15 protein-coding genes are annotated in these 17,548 nt (G+C 62.7%); 10 read left to right on the forward strand and 5 right to left on the reverse strand.

Features of this window, described 5'->3' with window-relative positions; all coding sequences use genetic code 11:
• Positions 1 to 120 precede the first annotated feature (120 nt).
• The 5 genes from QFZ23_RS10155 (at position 121) to QFZ23_RS10175 (ending at position 5,725) form a co-directional block, all read left to right on the forward strand.
• On the forward strand, positions 121 to 1,236 hold the full coding sequence (locus QFZ23_RS10155) for an alcohol dehydrogenase catalytic domain-containing protein (protein WP_306922633.1): 1,116 nt from the start codon (positions 121 to 123) through the stop codon (positions 1,234 to 1,236).
• A 9-nt stretch (positions 1,237 to 1,245) separates the two neighbouring features.
• On the forward strand, positions 1,246 to 1,890 hold the full coding sequence (locus QFZ23_RS10160) for a cysteine hydrolase family protein (RefSeq protein ID WP_306922635.1): 645 nt from the start codon (positions 1,246 to 1,248) through the stop codon (positions 1,888 to 1,890).
• 91 nt (positions 1,891 to 1,981) lie between these two features.
• Positions 1,982 to 3,115, forward strand: a complete 1,134-nt coding sequence (locus QFZ23_RS10165) for a sugar ABC transporter substrate-binding protein (RefSeq protein ID WP_306922636.1) — start codon at positions 1,982 to 1,984, stop codon at positions 3,113 to 3,115.
• Between the two features lie 28 nt (positions 3,116 to 3,143).
• On the forward strand, positions 3,144 to 4,676 hold the full coding sequence (locus QFZ23_RS10170) for a sugar ABC transporter ATP-binding protein (RefSeq protein ID WP_306922638.1): 1,533 nt from the start codon (positions 3,144 to 3,146) through the stop codon (positions 4,674 to 4,676).
• 44 nt (positions 4,677 to 4,720) lie between these two features.
• Complete coding sequence (locus tag QFZ23_RS10175; RefSeq protein ID WP_306922640.1) at positions 4,721 to 5,725, forward strand: ABC transporter permease; 1,005 nt, start codon at positions 4,721 to 4,723, stop codon at positions 5,723 to 5,725.
• A 472-nt stretch (positions 5,726 to 6,197) separates the two neighbouring features.
• On the opposite strand, the gene QFZ23_RS10180 is transcribed toward QFZ23_RS10175, so the two are convergent.
• From QFZ23_RS10180 to QFZ23_RS10195, 4 genes are read right to left on the reverse strand one after another with little or no spacing between them, the layout of a single operon-like run.
• Positions 6,198 to 6,938: a molybdate ABC transporter substrate-binding protein gene (locus QFZ23_RS10180; RefSeq protein WP_306922642.1), complete on the reverse strand. Its 741-nt coding sequence runs from the start codon at positions 6,936 to 6,938 to the stop codon at positions 6,198 to 6,200.
• 1 nt (position 6,939) lies between these two features.
• On the reverse strand, positions 6,940 to 7,848 hold the full coding sequence (locus QFZ23_RS10185) for an intradiol ring-cleavage dioxygenase (RefSeq protein WP_306922644.1): 909 nt from the start codon (positions 7,846 to 7,848) through the stop codon (positions 6,940 to 6,942).
• 10 nt (positions 7,849 to 7,858) lie between these two features.
• Entirely contained in the window at positions 7,859 to 8,920 is a 1,062-nt protein-coding gene (locus QFZ23_RS10190; protein ID WP_306922646.1) for a maleylacetate reductase, read from the reverse strand.
• Positions 8,920 to 10,140, reverse strand: a complete 1,221-nt coding sequence (locus QFZ23_RS10195) for an FAD-dependent monooxygenase (protein WP_306922647.1) — start codon at positions 10,138 to 10,140, stop codon at positions 8,920 to 8,922. Before QFZ23_RS10195 ends, QFZ23_RS10190 begins: the two co-directional genes overlap by 1 nt.
• A 149-nt stretch (positions 10,141 to 10,289) precedes the next feature.
• On the opposite strand from QFZ23_RS10195, the gene QFZ23_RS10200 reads away from it, so the two are divergent.
• From QFZ23_RS10200 to QFZ23_RS10220, 5 genes are all read left to right on the forward strand, one after another.
• The gene (locus QFZ23_RS10200) at positions 10,290 to 11,063 is read left to right on the forward strand and encodes an IclR family transcriptional regulator (RefSeq protein ID WP_306922649.1); all 774 of its coding nucleotides are present in this window, start codon (positions 10,290 to 10,292) and stop codon (positions 11,061 to 11,063) included.
• Positions 11,064 to 11,463: 400 nt separating this feature from the next.
• A complete protein-coding gene (locus tag QFZ23_RS10205) occupies positions 11,464 to 12,828 on the forward strand; it encodes an MFS transporter (protein WP_306922650.1) in 1,365 nt (454 codons plus the stop codon).
• Between the two features lie 623 nt (positions 12,829 to 13,451).
• On the forward strand, positions 13,452 to 13,655 hold the full coding sequence (gene cspE / locus QFZ23_RS10210) for a transcription antiterminator/RNA stability regulator CspE (RefSeq protein ID WP_104046164.1): 204 nt from the start codon (positions 13,452 to 13,454) through the stop codon (positions 13,653 to 13,655).
• Positions 13,656 to 15,121: 1,466 nt separating this feature from the next.
• Positions 15,122 to 15,523 (forward strand): DUF488 domain-containing protein, encoded by a 402-nt coding sequence (locus tag QFZ23_RS10215; RefSeq protein ID WP_306922652.1) that lies wholly within the window; start codon positions 15,122 to 15,124, stop codon positions 15,521 to 15,523.
• Positions 15,409 to 15,660, forward strand: a complete 252-nt coding sequence (locus QFZ23_RS10220; RefSeq protein WP_306922653.1) for a DUF488 family protein — start codon at positions 15,409 to 15,411, stop codon at positions 15,658 to 15,660. The genes QFZ23_RS10215 and QFZ23_RS10220 overlap by 115 nt, the downstream gene beginning before the upstream one ends.
• A 305-nt stretch (positions 15,661 to 15,965) precedes the next feature.
• Here the strand turns inward: QFZ23_RS10220 and QFZ23_RS10225 are convergent, their stop codons facing one another.
• Entirely contained in the window at positions 15,966 to 17,486 is a 1,521-nt protein-coding gene (locus QFZ23_RS10225) for an IclR family transcriptional regulator (RefSeq protein ID WP_306922656.1), read from the reverse strand.
• Positions 17,487 to 17,548: the final 62 nt, after the last annotated feature.

Here is a 17,548-nt window from a genome sequence, read left to right on the forward strand (position 1 = left end):
TCGCCTCTTGCAGACTAGTTTCCCACTGAGTGGGCATGCGTGTCACCCGTCACATCAGAGGCTCTTATATTGAAGTCAACGGCGTGAAGCCGGCCCTCAAACATCCCACAGGAGTGAATAGTGACCAGGACAATGATGTCAGCCCGTATGCACGAGGTCGGAGCACCGATGGTGCTGGAGGAAGTACCCCTTCCCGAGCCCGGCCCGGCGGATGTGCGGGTATCTGTGCAGGCCTGCAACATCGTGCCGAACCTCGCGAACATTCTCGCGAACTGGACGACCTGGTTTCCCCAGAACCCCCTTCCCGCCCTGCCGGCCATTTTCGGTCTCGACCCGGCGGGCGTCGTCGAAGCGGTAGGCTCCGACGTCCACGGGTTCGCGCCGGGGGACCGGGTGTACGTCAACCCGGGTCGCCATTGCGGCGGATGCCTGGCCTGCCGCCGCGGAGACCATATCAACTGCACCAGCTACGCATTCTCCGGCTACTTCGGCTTCACGCCGACGGCCACCAAAATGCTGGACCGCTACCCTTACGGCGGACTGGCCGAGTACATGATCGCCCCGCAGTATGCGCTGGTTAAACTGCCGGATTCGGTCAGCTTCGAACACGCTGCCCGTTTCGGCTACCTTGGCACCGCGTACTCCGCCCTGCGTAAAGCCAACGTCGGGACCGACACCACCGTGCTCATCAACGGCATCAGCGGAACCCTCGGCCTCGGCGCCGCCCTGTACGCACTCGCCCTCGGCGCCACACAAATCCTGGGCATCGGACGTGACCGCGCCCTGCTCGAAAGGGTCCGCGCCCTGGCCCCCCAGCGGATCCAGACGTTCTCCAGCCTCGACGGACCGATCGATGAATGGGTACGCAGCGTCACGGACGGCGGAGTCGACGTCCACATCAGCGCCCTTGGCCCTGGCACACCCCACGAGCCCTTCATCCAGGGCATGAAATCCCTGCGCCGCGGCGGAAAGGCCGTCAACATCGGAGCCACTGCAGGGGACGTCCCCATCGATGTCCACCACATGATGGACCAGCAGCAGCAGCTGATCGGCTCCGTCTGGTTCACCGCAGGGGAGGGCCAGGACATGGCAGCCATGGCCGCCAACGGCATGGTCGACTTGTCCATCTTCGAAAACGTGGTCTACCCGCTGGCGAAGGTCAACGACGCGATCAACGGCATCGAGAACCGCCACGGCGGCTTCAGCAACTACATCATCAGCCCGAACGAAAAGTAGGACACTGCCATGACCACCAACGAGCTGCAGCTGGATCCCGCCCGCACGGCACTGGTAAACGTGCACTGGCAACAGGACATTGTCACCGCCCAGGGGGCGTTCGCCCCTTTCTTCGCCGAGGCCGTCCAGCGGCACGGCGTCATCGACAGGACCCGCATCCTGGTCGAGGCCGCCAGGGAATCCGGCGTTCCGGTCATCTGGGCGCGCGCCGCCTTCCGGCCCGGCTACCCCGAACTCGTCATGAACACCGGGCTCAGCCATGCCATCAAGGACCTGAACGCCCTCGTGGAGGGAAGCTCCGGAGCGCAGATCATTGAGGAGCTGGCTCCACTGGATTCTGAACCGGTGGTCAGCCACCCCGGTACTTCCGCGTTCCCGGTCACGCCCTTGGATTCGATCCTGCGCCGCCTCGGCATTGAGACGGTGCTCTTCACCGGTGTGGCCACCAACATCACGGTCGAAGGAACGGCCCGGGATGCCGTGAATCTCGGATACCGTGCGGTCATCGTCTCGGATGCCTGCGCTGCGGCAACGGATGCCGCCCACGAGGCGACGCTTGAGACCTTTTCGTTGCTCGGACAGACAGCCACAGTCGACGAGATCCGGGCTGCGCTGGAGGCCGTCGCGGCACAACCAGTTGGCTCGGCCTCTTAGCCCGTCCCTTTCACCCCCTGCCGTGTTCTACCGTGCGGTCCCCGGCTGGGGACCGCACACATCCGCTGCTTCACACCGTCGAAGGAAGAACATGCCCAAAAATAGAATCAGGTCCACAGCGCTGACGCTTGGGGCCTCCACCGCACTGATCCTCTCCCTGGCCGCCTGCGCAGGCTCCTCTACCGGCCAGTCAGACCAAGGCCTTGACAGCGCCGGCCAGCAGGCGTTAGCGCAGGCGAAGAACTTTGTCGAAAAGTCCGAGTCGAAAGTCACAGAGGCGACTCTGGCCTCCGACTCACCTGCCATCGCCAGGGACATCTCCATCGTCGTCATCCCCTGCACCTACGCGGCAGAAGGGTGCAAGCGCGTGGCCGACTCCGTGCAGGAGGCCGGCAAGACGCTGGGCTGGGACACCCGCATGATCGACCCGGCCGGGGACCCTGAAAAGATGCGTCAGGCCATCCGCACCGCCATGCAGCTCAAAGTCGACGGCATCGTGCTCGGGGCAATCCCGGAAATCCTGGTCAAGGACGACGTTGCCCTTGCCCGCGCCGCCGGAATCAAGGTGGTCAACGCCATGGAGCCTAACTCCAAGGAATTCGCTGATGCGCAAACAGGCACGGACAACGTCCAGGCCGGCCGCATGAACGCTGCCCTGCTCACCGTTGAAACAGGCGGCCTCGGCCGCGTCGTCACCATCAATGACCCGCAGTTCCCTGCCGTCATCGGCTGGCACAAAGGCTTCACAGAAGGACTAAAGGAATTCTGCCCCTCCTGCACCATCGTCAAGGAAATGGAATTCCAGTTGTCCGGACTGCAGACCACCCTGCCCCAGGAGTTCCAGGCCACACTGACAGCCAACCCAGACGTCAACGCTGTCTGGGCAGCCTACGATCCTGTCGTCACGGCGATCACCCCCGTCATCGAACGCTCGTCCAGTCCCGACATCAAGATCGTGTCCCACAACGCGGACCCTTCCTCCCTGAAAGACCTGCAGGCAGGAGACAAGCCGGTGTCCGGTTCAGTCGGGTACTCGATCGAATGGATCGCCTACAGCGCAGTGGATCAGATGAACCGCTTGTTCAGCGGTTCCCTTGCAGAGGCCGAACGCCAGCGGACGGTGCCGAACAAGCTGATCACCTCCTCGAATGTCACTACGGTGCCATGGGATGGGGACGCTGACTGGAAAAACGCGTTCCTCACCGCCTGGAAATCGGCCAAGTAGCAGCTGGCCCCGGATCCAGGACACCAAGATGACCAACTACGCCATCGCATGCGAAGACCTGAGTATCTCCTTCGGCGCCACTAAAGCACTCAAGTCCGTGACCACCGGCTTTGAACGCGGAAAGATCACCGCACTGCTGGGCATGAACGGTTCCGGCAAATCGACGCTGATCAAGATCCTCGCGGGAATATACCGACCCGATCCCGGATCCCGGATCACCATCGCGGGCTCCCCGATCGCTGGGCACCTGACACCGAAGCACGCCCATACCTTGGGGCTGCGGTTCCTCCACCAGGAAGTCGGGCTGGTGGGGCCCTTAACCATATCGGACAACTTCGCCATGGTCGGGCGCTTCAGAGCCCCCTCCGCACTGGGTCCCATCGCCCAGCGGGAGCAGGACGAATATGTCGCCCAGGTCCTGCAGCGTTTCGACCTGCCGGTTCACCCGCAAACCAAAGTCGCTGACCTCAGCCCGACGCTGCGGACCATGGTCGGGATGGCCCGGGCGTTCCAGCACGACGGCGAAGACGAGGACGTGTTCGCCAGGAACGTTCTGGTCCTGGATGAACCCACGGCATCACTTCCCGCCGATGAAGTCCACGCAGTCATGGCCACCGTTGAGCGACTGCGCGACCACGGCGGTACGGTCATCTACGTCAGCCACCGCACAGAAGAAGTCAAGCGGCTGGCAGACAACCTCATCGTCCTTCGGGACGGGGAACTCGTCGTGGAAGAGGCTGTAGCACAACTGCAGATCCCGGACATCGTCTCCAGGGTCGTAGGACAAACCATCGCAGCCAAAGAACCACGCCGGACCGACCTCAGCGGGACACCCGTCGTGCTCGAGGTCAACAACCTCCAAGGAACCACGCTCCAGGACGTGAACCTGCAAATCCGGGCAGGTGAAATCCTCGGCGTGGCAGGGCTCGTCGGGTGCGGGCGGAGCGAGCTAATCCGCCTGCTCTCCGGCGCGCAACGCCCACACCAAGGAACAATGAAACTCAACGGCCAGCCGTACCACCCCACCCACCCGGGAACCGCAGTAAAACGGGGTGTCGTCTCCGTGCCACAGGACCGCCGGGCCGAAGGATGCATTCTCGGCATGGCAACCACCGATAACCTGACCATGGGCAGCCTGGACACCTTCTTCAAAGGCGGACTCCTGCGCCTGAAATCCGAATCGCTTTCGGCCCAAGGACTTGCCGAAACCTACCAGGTCAAGACCGGAGACATCCGGTCCCCCATCAGCACCCTCTCCGGCGGTAACCAACAGAAGGTCGTTATCGCCAGAGCAGCCAGCCGGGCAACAGAAGTGCTCCTGCTCGACGAGCCAACGCAGGGTGTCGACGCCTTGGCCAAGCAGGAAATCTGGAACATCATCCGCGGCTTCGCAGCCACCGGAAAAGCCGTCGTCGTCGCATCGACGGACTTTGACGAGTTCGTTGGCCTGTGCGACCGCGTCATCGTCCTTGACCGCGGAGCCATAGCCGCCTCCGCCGCCGGCCCCGACGAAATCACCGAAAAACAGCTTGCACTCCTCTGTGCCGGCGCGGACCAATGACGTCCCGCAGCCCGTCACCCTCCACGAAAAGGATCACCACAGCAATGGTTTCCACCATCACGAAAGCCCGGCCGAAGCCGGGCCCGGCTCGTAGCCGACCAGGACCGGCCGCATTTCTCACCCGCTACGGCGTTATCGTGTTCCTGATTCTCCTCGTCACCATTTTTGCGCTGCTGATGCCCCGGACCTTTCCGACGGCGGGGAACCTCATGGCAATCGTCGCCGACCAGTCCATCCCCATCATCCTGGCCCTGGCTGCCATCCTTCCCCTGGCCGCCGGGGAATTTGACCTCTCCATCGCAGCGGTCCTGGGCTTTTCCTCAATTCTCTCCATCGCCCTATCGAACGCCGGGATGCCCCTGCCGCTGGTACTGGCAGGAACGCTCATTTTCGGCCTGCTGGTCGGAGCCGTGAACGCCTTCTTCGTCGTCAAAATCGGCATCAATGCCTTCATCGGAACCTTGGCAATGGCCACCATCCTTGCCGGCCTGAACTTGCTGCTCACCCGCGGATCACTGATGACCCTTGAATCCGAAGAGTTCGCCAGGCTCACCAGCGTGCCCGGCTCCCGCATCCAGATCGTCATCACGTACGCCCTCGTTCTCGTCCTTGTCATCTGGTATCTGCTGGAGCGCACACCTTTCGGCCGGTATCTGCGGGCCACGGGCATGGGTCGCCCGGCAGCCCGCCTCAGCGGCGTGCGAACAGAGCGCTATCTCACCTCATCCTTCGTGCTGGCAGCGCTGCTGGCCTCGTTCGCCGGATTCCTCCTGGCATCCCGGTCCGGAAGTGCACCGCCCACCCTGGGACCGGAGTTTTTGCTGCCGGCCTACGCAGCAGCATTCCTGGGGGCAGCGACCATACGGCCGGGCTTCTTCAACGTATGGGGCACAGTCGTCGGAGCATTTCTACTTGCCGTGGGCAGCAACGGCCTGACTCTAATGGGCGCCCAAACCTGGGTGGCGAACGTCTTCAACGGAGTAGCCTTGCTCGCGGCAGTGTCCGCCTGGGTGATCGTAGCCCGCAGAGGGGTCAACGGCCGGACATAAACGATGCGTTTCAGGTGCATGGGGCAGCGGTCCCGGGCTTGTAGCCCCGGGACCGCTGCCTGTCTGCTCTGGGGGTCCCCGGGTTCCTCCCCACAGATCCCGCGCGGGAGCAACCGCCTCGCACGAAGAGGCGGCCCACGGGTATGACCGGCTTTGATGGCAAGACCGAAGCTGGGCCCGGCGGCTTCGATAAGGACGTCATGGGGCAAAAAGTACCTGGCTCAAAGGCACCGCCGCCATTCATGCTGCTGCGATTGACGGCATGGGTTTCGGATGCCGTCCGTTGCAGCATCCAGCATCCGCAAGTGAGGCCAGCAGGCCGCGCGCAGGAGATCAGCTGGCGGAGGGGTTCGGGAAAGAAATGCCCATTAGGAAATTCGACGTTGGTGGAAACGGGAGGATTTATCCCTGGTTCACCGGGTCTCTGGGCACCGCGCGCTGCTCCCCGGCCAACAGATCACTGCACGGCGTACTAGGGGGACTGCAGGCCAGTCTCACGGTAGGCGCGTGCAGCCAACGGGCCGGTCATAAAGTCAAAGAGGGAAGAGGCCAGGGCGTCGTTACGGGCCTTACGCGACAATGTCGCGGAGAACTCGGTGTAATGCTGGACGGCGTCCGGGAGTGGGCCGATGACCGTCGCCTCGGGAACGAGCATCAGTTCACTCAACTGATGGATGGCCATGTCCGCCCGCCCGTCGAGGAGTGCGTACGCGGTGGGCCCCTGGTCAACGATTGTGGACCGGGAATCCACCTGCTCGGCTATGCCCAGTTCCCAAAGCACACGGGAAAAGTAGATCCCGCTCGGTCCGTTCCGCGAATACGCGACAGAGCGCGCGGCCGACAGCGCACTGATGAGCCCGTCAACTGAACGAATATCCGGGCTGTTGGCGTCCGGTGGCACTGCAACCCCTATTCCGGACTTCGCGACCGGCAGGCACATTGGCAGGTCGAAGACCTCAGTGAAAGCAGAGGCCTCCAGGGACCCTGTTATTCCTACGAAGATCCCGGGCCGCGCACCGGCTTCAATCCGCTGCAGAAGCAGACCCGTTGGTTCGAAGACGACGTCTACGACCGCTCCTGTCGCCTCCGTGAAGGCGGGAAGGATTTGCCCTTCCACGGCCTTTCTCAGGGCCACGGCACAGAACAGCGATAGGGCGGCGCCGGACACCGGATCCGACCCCGCCCTATCGGACGGTGAACTAGCAGCTCTCATCTCAAAAGAGAACCGGGGCGAGGACAATGTCAAAGCGCGTGCGGGCCCAGGACTGGTTGTCCAGGTCGCGGCCGTCGGGAGTGGGGGTCCCGGGGGGTTGCGTTTCGAATTTCTTGATCAGCGAGTCTTTGACGCCGAACACTGAGTCACCAATCTCGATCTGTGGGTCTCCTTCGACAAAGATGTGCGTCACGAGGGGGCGCAGGCCGTCAGCGGTGACCATGAAATGCAGATGGGACGCGCGCACGGGGGAGCGGCCCACGGCTGCCAGCATTTTACCGACAGGCCCATCGTGGGGGATCGGGTAGGGGGTCGGGCGGAGGCCCCAGAACGCGTACTTCCCGTCCTGATCAGCATTCAGGTGTGCGCGCCCGGCCACACGCTGGTCCGTGTACTGGACGTCGTAGAACCCGTCTTCATCTGCTTCCCAGACTTCAATGCGGGCGCCAGGGACGGGGCGCCCCTCGGTGTCCGTAACGGTGCCTTCGACCCAGCATGGCTGGCCGTTGGCACCTCCGGCGATGTCCCCACCGATCGGGATTTCCGGTGCGTCGGCGACAAAGAACGGGCCGAAGACCGTGGCTTCGGTGGCTCCCTTGTATGCCTGGTTGTTGATGGCGATGGTCTGCATGGAGGCGCCGAGGACATCGGAGAGGAGCACGAACTCCTGGCGTTTGTCATCGGTGATATGACCGGCAGCGGTGAGAAACTCGATCGCTGCATTCCATTCCTCCTCGGTGAGGCGCACTTCGCGGAGAAAATTATGCAGGTGCCGGGTCAGGGACTGCATAAGCTGCTTCAGGCGCTGGTCCTCGGCCTTGCTGAAGGATGCGACGACGGTGTCCACGAGCTGTTGCTCGACGGCAACCTGCTCGGCGGAGATCTGCGGTGTTGAGGACTGGATGCTCATGGCGGGTTCCTTAGAGTCCGGGGGTGGTGCCCGAGTAGGCGGAGCGGAGGAGTTCCTCGAGGTTTTCCTCCGTGACCGGGCGCGGGTTGGAGGCGGGGATTGCCGGCAGGATCAGCCCGACCGCTTCGGGAATGTTTTCCTCGGCCAGGCCGTGGTCTTTCAGGGCCTTGGGCGCGTTAAGGGTCTCGCGCAGGGCGTTGAGTCCCTTGATGGCGCTGTCGGTTCGGAAGGCGGCGGCGATTCTTGCCTCCGCATCCGCCGCGAAGGGTGCGTTGAATGCCAGGACGTAGGGCAGGACAGTGGCGTGTGTTTGGGCATGGGGCATGTTGTAGGCGCCGCCCAGGACGTGGCAGATCTTGTGGTGCATCCCTGAGCCGGCGGAAGCGAACGCGACCGCGGAAAGGTACGCCCCGTACAGGGCCTGTTCCCGGCCAGGGACGCTTGACGGGTCATCCTTGATCAGCGGAAGACCCTGGTTCAGCGCGCGGATACCTTCGGCTGCCAGGGCCTGGTTAATCGGGTCAGCACGTGGAGCCCACATCGAATCAACACAGTGGGCCAATGCGTTCAGGCCTGAAGCGACCGAGAGGTCCACCGGAAGGGAGAGCGTCAGGGCTGCGTCGTAAATTACCGTGACAGGCAGTACCCTGTCGTCCACACCGGTGGTTTTCCGGGACGCTTCCGTCAGCCCCCAGACGTTGGTGGCTTCAGATCCGGCATAGGTGGTGGGGACGGCGATGATGGGCAGCCCAGTGGTCATGGCGACCGCTTTGGCCAAGCCCGTGGTTGAGCCGCCGCCGACACAGACCAGCAAGTCAATGCCCAGCTCCGCAGCCGTCGAGCGCGCTTTTTCTGCCTTCTCGATGGGTACATGGGGTGCAACGTCGTCATAGAAGGACGCGACGTCAATTCCGGTCGTCACGTCGGCAGCGATCTGCGCTTCGAACTCGGAGGCAATCACCATGACGCGCGTGGACCCCAGCCGGGATACCTCTGCGGCGAGGTTTTCAGCTGCCTTGCCGGAGCCGAACAGTACACGCTGACCCAGGGTCACATGTTCAAAAGTAGGCATCAGACCAACGCCTCCTTGGCTGCGAGTTCCGCGTCGTGACCGTAGAGCCAACCGTTGCTGACCAGGGGGTCGCCCTGGGCCAAGGTGTCGTCGCGCTCTCGCTGGTCGGGGCCGTCGGGCAGATGGTTTATGTGTTTTCGGGCGCGGCTGAGCTGCTGGATCTTCGTAGTCCGGCTGATACGGACCTTTTCATAGGTCCGCAGGGCGCGGGCCGGGTCCTCCGGGTCATCGGCCAAGCATTGTGCTAGGGCGGCTCCGTCTTCGATGGCCTGGGCGGCGCCCTGGGCGAAGAAAGGGAACATGGGATGGGCTGCGTCGCCGAGCAGAGTGAGCCGGCCATAGGACCATTGCGTCAACGGTTCACGGTCCAGGAGTGCCCAGCGTCCCGGGGTTCCGGCTGCCCGGATCAGTTCCGTGAGCCGGGGATCCCAGCCGTCAAATTCGGCGAGCAGTTCATCGACAGTCGATTTCGTGCTCCAGGATTCCGCAGTGAAATCGCCGGCGGGACCGAAAGCCACGATGTTTACGGCGCTGCCGCCAGAAATGGGATAGTGCACCAGGTGATGGTCCGGGCCGATCCACAAGGTCTGAGCTGCCCGACGTGCGAATTCGGGGGCATCTTCCATGGGCACGATGGCGCGGTAGGCGCACAGGCCAGAATATTCTGCGGGGCCGGAGCCGGCAATCGCGTTTCTCACCACCGAGTGGACTCCGTCGGCGCCGATGAGGACGTCTGCATCGGCGGTGCTGCCATCATCAAATGTTAGCCTCGCGCCGTTGTCATGTGGCTGAACTTCCACGCAGCGTTTGCCCAGGCGTAGCCACTCGGACGGGACCGCCGCTTTAACGGCATCCAGCAAATCTGCGCGGTGGGCCACATAGGTTCGTTCGCCGTAGAGTTCCTCGCACCTGCCCGTGAGCTGCTCGGACGACAGGACTGCGCCGTCCTCCCAGCGGCGGAATTCCCATCCGACATCCAGGGGCACGGCCTTTTCCAGGAACGCATTGATATGGCCGAGGCGGCGGATCAGGCGTACGGCGTTGGGGGAGACAACCAGGCCAGCTCCAACGGCGCCCAACTCGGGGGCCTGCTCGTAAACGGTCGCGGTAAGACCGGCACGGTGCAGGAAGCCTGCTGCTGCCAGCCCGCCGATCCCGCCGCCCAGGATGACGATGCGCGGACCTTGCGGCTCCGCTGTCCTGTTCGTTTCGTAAGTCATGTTTATGCCTTTCGGGAAAGAGTGTCACATCGCCGACACTCGGTGCTGTGGGGTTGGATCCATAGTCCGTTCCCCTTTCCCGCATGGGAGGATAATGTTCACTGAACGAACAACTGGTTCGTGGATTGCCAAACCCGACAGGAGGTCGGATGCCGCTTAATACCGAACCTGGGCGCAGCGTGGCCTCCCGCCTCAGCGCCCTACTCTTTGCCTTCAAGGCCGGCGGCGGCAGCCTGACGCTCGCCGATCTCACCCGCCGCACTGGCATGCCCCATCCCACCGTGCGGCGACTGGCACTGGAGTTACTCTCCGAAGGCCTACTGGAGCGTACCGACGACGGTAAGTACGTCATCGGGATCCGGGTCTGGGAACTGGGCACACTTGCCCCCCGAAGTCTCCCCCTCCGCACAGTCGCCTTGCCGTTCATGGAGGATCTTCACGCTGCCTTGCGGCAACACGTCCAACTGGCGGTGCTCGACGGCCTGGAAGCTGTAGTCATCGAGCGGATGTCCGCATCCAAGGCACTCGGGCTGGTTTCCCAGGTAGGGGGTCGCCTGCCGCTGCACAGTTCCGGCGTAGGGAAAGTCCTACTGGCGCACGGCGGTGAGAGCCTGTTTCAGCAAGTCACCTCGGCGGGCTTAAAGGCCTACACGCCCACTACAATCACCGACCCCGAGAAGCTTCGAACTGACTTGGGCGAATACAGGCGGACAGGATTTGCACTGGTGAACCAGGAGACGAGTCCGGACGCACAATCCGTGGCAACGGCCATCTTTGGCACCTCCGGAGAGTGCGTTGCTGCGCTCTCGGTTGTTGTGGCAGCCGGAACAGTGAACCTGAACTCCGTTGTGCCCGCAGTAGTGGCGGCCGGCAGAGGAATCTCCCGCGGACTCGGAGCTGCAATGTCCCGACGCACCCCCTAGTAAGACCTTCAGACGCGGGAGCGGCGAAGCCGAAGCCGCACCCGGTCGCTCGCCGCGTTCCCAGGCCAATATGTGATCGCGGTCGATACAAAATGGTGGCAGGACTAGCCCTTTCAGCCGCGTGGCCGTTTTCCCGGCGCGGGATCAGAACATGCTGTGCGCGCGGCAACTCAGGTGCAGCCCAGGGAACCAGGATTCTCCTCTGGGACCAGTAAGGGACCTGCAGTTCAAAGAAAATTGTTCGATCAATGAACATGTGCACTTCGCTTGTGAAATATGGCAGCACGCTGGACGGACCCATCGCTTGCACCGCCGCGATCGAGGAGATCACAGGTTGCACGCTGGACGCCCCCGGGTACGGGGCTCCCTTCCATGTCCTATCTCAGTTCTAAGGAACCCCATGTCAGCGAAGACATCCCCAGCTCGCGAAGGCCGCACCGGCCCGATGAAGGTTGCCATGGCAAGCTTCATCGGAACCAGCGTCGAATACTACGATTTCTTTATCTACGGCACAGCAGCAGCATTGGTCTTTCCTAATCTGTTTTTCCCCGACGCCAGCCCGCTCATGGGCACATTGCTCTCCTTCGCCACCTTCGGCGTCGGATTCCTCGCCCGGCCCCTGGGTGGCATTGTTTTCGGGCACTTCGGTGACCGGGTCGGCCGGAAGAAGATGCTCATCATCTCCCTCGTTGGCATGGGCGCCGCGACATTCCTGATGGGCCTTCTGCCCGGCTACGCCCAGATCGGGATGGCCGCGCCAATTCTGCTGACCGTCCTGCGCATTTTCCAGGGCTTCATGGTCGGCGGTGAATGGGGCGGAGCCACGCTCATGGCCGTCGAACACGCGCCCAAGGGTAAAAAGGGCTTTTACGGAGCATTCCCCCAGATGGGCGCCCCCGCCGGCACCAGCCTCGCCACCATCGCCTTCCTCGGAGCCACCCAGCTCCCCGGTGACCAATTCATCACATGGGGCTGGCGGCTCCCCTTCCTCGTTAGCGCCGTCCTGGTCATTGTCGGACTGGTTATCCGACTTGCCATCGCTGAAAGCCCGGCCTTCGCAGCCGCCCGCGAGAAGCAGGAACTCGTCAAACTCCCCATCAAGGAAGCCTTCCGCCGCCACCCCAAGGAGATCTTCCTCGTCGCCGGGACCTACCTCAGCCAGGGCGTCTTCGCCTACATCACCATGTCCTACCTGGTGAACTACTCAACCTCCATCGTGAAAATCGACCGAACGACCGTCTTGCTCGGAATCTTCGTCGCCGGACTAGTGGCCGTCATCCTCTTGCCGGTCTTCGGCGCCCTCTCCGACACGTACGGTCGCAAAACGATGTACCTCACCGGCGCGGTGGCCATGGGCGTACTCATCGGACCGGCCTTCATGCTCATCAATACCGGTGTCGCCGCCAACTTCATCCTGGCCGTGGTGCTGATCTTCGGTATCGCGATGTCGCCCGCCTCAGGTGTAACCGGCTCTTTGTTTTCCATGGTCTTTTCCAGGGAGGTTCGCTACACAGGAGCCTCGGTCGGATACACCATCTCCCAGATCTGCGGATCCGCATTCGCCCCAACAATTGCAACTGCCCTGTTCGCAGCCACCCAGTCCAGCGACTCGATCGTTATCTACCTCCTTATCGTCTCGGCCATCTCCATCATCTCCGTGGCACTGCTGCCCGGCGGCTGGGGACGAAAAGAAGCAGCACGGCAGAACGGCGAGCATCCGGACACCAAGCGGACCGCGGAACACAGCGTGGGCGCGGAGGCCTGACAGGACCGCAGGACGGGCGGCCTCCCGTCCGTCCTGCCAATCCGCGGCTGGGCCGTTCGCGCCCGGCATGCGGCACGAGAAATGAACAGGCAGGAAATTGCCTTATCAAAGGCCTACGGGGGCGCACCAGATCCAAGGAGAGGTCCCTACAGTTCCGCACCCACAACCCGCCTGAGGCTCTGGCCCAAGCTTTCAGACCACGTGCCTCATCGGTGCCTTGCCATGAACAAAGGCCTGGACACCAGTGTCGCGGACGCGAAAATACCCCTTCCAGCGGCCAATTCTTGAAAGCCGATAATGGGCCTTTCGTCAAGCTATTGTCCGCGGCGGGGGAGCGGCCGGGGGAGAGGTCACCTTCTTTCCCGTAAGGCGGTGAGGCCTGGAGGGGCGGGGTGTGTGGAAGAATCCGCGGCTGGGATCGCGGTTGGACAGGACTGGATCCCAGAGGCGCGCGTGGAGCGGTCGACTACGCCGTGGGCAGTGGGGCAGACCGCTTCATCCAGGTTCCGCTTTTTGACTAATCTGTTGCCCGTACCGGTACTGGCACATAGGCTCAGCATGTGAGTGGCGGGGACGGCAATCCGACAAGTGGATCCGGCCCGCGACCCGTGAAGGAAAAAAGCATGGCAACAGGTACGGTCAAGTGGTTCAACGCCGAAAAGGGCTTCGGTTTCATCGCCCCCGACGACGGAAGCGCTGACGTGTTCGCACACTTTTCAGCAATCGCATCCAGCGGTTACCGCTCCCTGGACGAGAACCAGAAGGTGCAGTTCGACGTCACCCAGGGCCCTAAGGGTCCGCAGGCGGAGAACATCCAGCCGCTCTAAGTGGTTCTCAGGAAGCTGGCCGGCGGCAAACCGGCCGGCTTCTCTGTTTTCATCCGGCCCGATTGCCGCACGCATAGCGGCACGACCACAACGGAGGCCCGCCAGCCAAACGGCAACCGTTCTGAATGTCCAACAATTCCATAACAGCAGCGGCGGGTCTGGGCAGCCATAGCCGACGCATCCAGAAACATTGTCGCCCCTACTTCGTGAGTTCGGACTCCTTGCCTGCCTCGGCGGAACAGCACAGGACAGCAAAATGCTCTCTATCAGGTTCAGTAACCGCTTCGAGCCCTTCAACGGCTCACACGTTTCGGCCTTCGTGCACGGCCCGGAGCCCCTACTCCCGAGTGATTTCGGAACGCCGATAGTGAAGATTCCGTCGTGCTGGAAGGCGCGGGGCTGTTCCGTGCTAAATAGAGCGGAGTCTTGGTCATGCTCTCTTCTCCTGTCTGCGCCCATGAGATGGTCGAAGGGAGGTCGCAACGCTATGACGTTCAATGAATCCGAGTCCCCGGCTTGCTCAGTACATCACTGCTCGGCCCATTTCGTGAGTCGGATTCCGGCTGAGCCTGGGAACGTCGTCTCGTCTCAGTTGGCCTGCGCGGCAGCTGGTGGTGGAGAGGGATTCCCAGCGCCGCAAAAGGATCGTCAAGCTCGGATGGGTTGGGGCTCAAAGTGCTCACAAAAGAGGGTGTGGACAGTGTCCACACCCTGGGCTTCGGATTCGGTTGTACCGGCGTCGGACTGGCTTGGATTGCAGATGTTTTCGGGGGAGGGGCGGATTTGCGGGGGAAGAGGCCCGGTTCGAGTCCCACCTCGGGCACGTGTTTTCCCTGTTCAGAGGCTTTTTAGCCTCTGACTGTGGACAATTTGTTCACTTGTGGGCCCCTTCGGGGGCCTTTTTCATTGGTGGCCGGTGCTGTGGCCCGGGACCTCCTTGCCTAGCTGGAGCGACGGTTTGTCGTTCGATACCAGTTCATGGGCGTTCATGGCTCGGCCAACATGACTTGAGAAGAATTCCGGTTGGGATTCTTTTCTGGGTCGTTGGCTGTCCACTGGATTCTCCTTCGCGGCTGGTTTTGGCTGATCTGCTTCTTCATGGTGGGTCCGGGGGAGTGCGACACGATTTGTGCCGTGTTGTTTGGGGATCGGTTCTCCCGGACGGCCGCGGGCTGTCCGATACGACCCGACGGCCAGCGAATGTTGCCTTACGCTGTAGCCCATGATGCTCACCCCTCTTCTTTCCTGGATCCAGGGATTTTTCCGTTCATAGCTGTTCATGCTTGCCGTCGGCGCCGAGTGCATGACGTAGTGGACTTTTCCCGACTCTCCTGAACTGGGGGGAGCCGCTGTTCGGCTGGTCTTTCATTCCTGTTCATGGCCAGCTTGCTGAATGGCTGCATGACCGAATGAGGAGACGCCGAACCCAACTGGCCATGAGCTGTGACGGCAGTAGGCTCGGTCCCATGAGGTCCGAACCTACGATCCTGCTCACCGTGGGGCACGGTGCCTCCGACGAGGAGGACTTCCGGAACTTGCTGGAGGCAGCGGAGGTTGCTTCCGTCGTCGATGTGCGGATCGGGCCGGGCAGCCGGAAGCATCCACACTTTGGCAAAGATCGGTTGGAAGAATGGCTGCCAGCGGCGGGGATCGCCTACCGCTGGGAGCAGCGGCTGGGCGGCTTCCGTAAGCTACCGCCGGATTCGCCCGACACTGCCCTGCGCAATGAGTCCTTCGGGCCTACGCGGCCTACATGCGCACACCGGGCTTTGCCGCTGCGCTGGCCGAGGTGCTGGCGGAAGCAGCAGAACGGCGGACGGCCATCATGTGCAGCGAAACGGTTTGGTGGCGCTGTCACCGGCGGCTAATCGCTGACCACGCGCTGCTGCTCGACGGAGCGAAACCCGTGCACCTGATGCCGGCCGGCCGAATGTCGACCCATCAGCCGACCGGCGGCGTGCGGGCTGCGGGGGACCTGCTCATCTATGACGTTGTTACCTGCTGACCGCCAATCCCGTCGTGAGCACGCAGACAAGCGCCGGCAACAGTGCCCTGTCACGTTGAGACCGAGGACGTTCTCCAGCCGCCGTCAGAATAGAGACGGATCGACCCTACTCTGACAGCCCTGCAGGTTCATGCCCGACGTCAGGTTGAGGTGTGCTTGCGTTGACGCCCCTAAGGGGCTTCCTGAAATTTACGGGCCGGACACCGGGCGCGAGCTGTTCCCCTTGCCGTCGCTGAAGCGACGGATTGCAGTAGTAGTCAAACTTGTGTTTTTGAAGGCGTACGGCGGCGTTATGCCACACCAATTCAGAGGATTGAAAGGGTACGCGTCACCTGTTGGGCAGCTCGTTGGACCATGTGGGCAAGTGCCTGGACGTCGATTTCGGGTAAGCGGAGTCTGGTAACGGTGGCGGTGATGGATCCTGCGATGGTTCCGTTGATGAAGTAGGGGGCGCTGACGCCGAATGCGTCTGGGATGCGTTCACCCTCGCCGATCGCCCATCCACGTTCGCGGATGTCTTCGAGGTCTTTTTCGAGGCTTTGTAGATTGGTTTGCGTGCGTTCGGTCAGAGGTTCGAGCTTAAGCGCCCGGACGTCGTCGGGGGGACAGTGGGCGAGGATGGCTTTACCGCCTGCGCCGGCGTAAAGGGGGATGGGCACCCCGGAGGCCAGGCCGTAGTGCAAGGGCTTGACCCCGTCTACTACCGTGGTCATCACGGCTTCTTTGGAGTGGTGATGGAACTGAATGAGGCCGATGGTTTCACCTGATTCTTCGGCGAGTTTCCGGAGAATTGGACGCGCAATCTGGGCGGGGTCGATGTCAGGGCCGAGTAGGGCGGCCCAGTGAAACAGACGCGGGCCTGGGTGCAGTGTGCCCTGGTGTTGCAGGGCCAAGCCGGAGGCCAGAGCGGTCGAAACCAGTCGGTTTGTGGTGGCTATGTTGGCTCCGATGCCGCGAGCGAGATCGTTGCCGGTGGGCAAGCCATCAGGGTTGGCCACCAGGGCGGTGACGAGGCGGGCGATGCGCTCCACGGCGGTGGATCCTGCCGGGAAAGTGATGGGGTCCAATTTCCGTGGCAACGTGTGCTCCGCACAGGCGGCTTCAATCGCTTGTGCGGCTTGCCTGGCCATGGGACCGAAGCGGACCAGATCCTCGTCGGGGGTGAGGAAGCGGGGTCGGGTGATCGAGACGGATCCGGTGAGACCGTGACATTGGAACGACGCTGCGGCGCCCGCGGCCAGGGGGAATTGTTGTCCAACGCTGATCGTGTACCCGGCGCGGGCGTCCTCGGCGAGCAGCCTTTCCAGTTCGGCACGTTCAGTCACGGTTTCCGGGGTGTGCGCCTCCAGCGGCTCATCTCCCAAGGCATTGATTCCTAACCTGCCAAGTATCGACCGGCCCGTGGCCCCGGCGTGGAGGGGCAGGACGGTACCGGGCTCCAGAAGATACTTGATGGGTCCAGGCCGCCGGCGGCAAGAGACAACGACGACGCGGGGCCGGGGTGCGTCGTGAAGAGCGACCAGCACGGTGGCGTCAGACTGCTCTCCAAGGCGTTCCAAAACCGCCCCGGCATGCCGCAGCATCGGGTGGCGATCGTGCAGTGCTGCCCCCAGCACGTGCAGCCGCGGGCCGACCTGATAATTCCCGCTGCCACTGACAGATGCCAGCCCATGGTCTTCGAAGGACAGCAGGACACGGTTGACGGTGCTGCGGCTGGCACCAAGGGCCTGCGCTAGTTCACGCACGCCCTTCGCCTCAGCCTGGGTGACCAGGGCATGCAGGACTTCGACGATGCGCTCGTTCCCTGCCACGGCACTGTCGCTCACTTGACCCCACCAACTCTTGATTCTCCAGCTCCTCCTGGGAACTGCGACTGCTGTCACCACGC

It is taken from the genome of Arthrobacter globiformis (assembly GCF_030818015.1).
In the GTDB taxonomy this organism is placed as follows: domain Bacteria; phylum Actinomycetota; class Actinomycetes; order Actinomycetales; family Micrococcaceae; genus Arthrobacter; species Arthrobacter globiformis_C.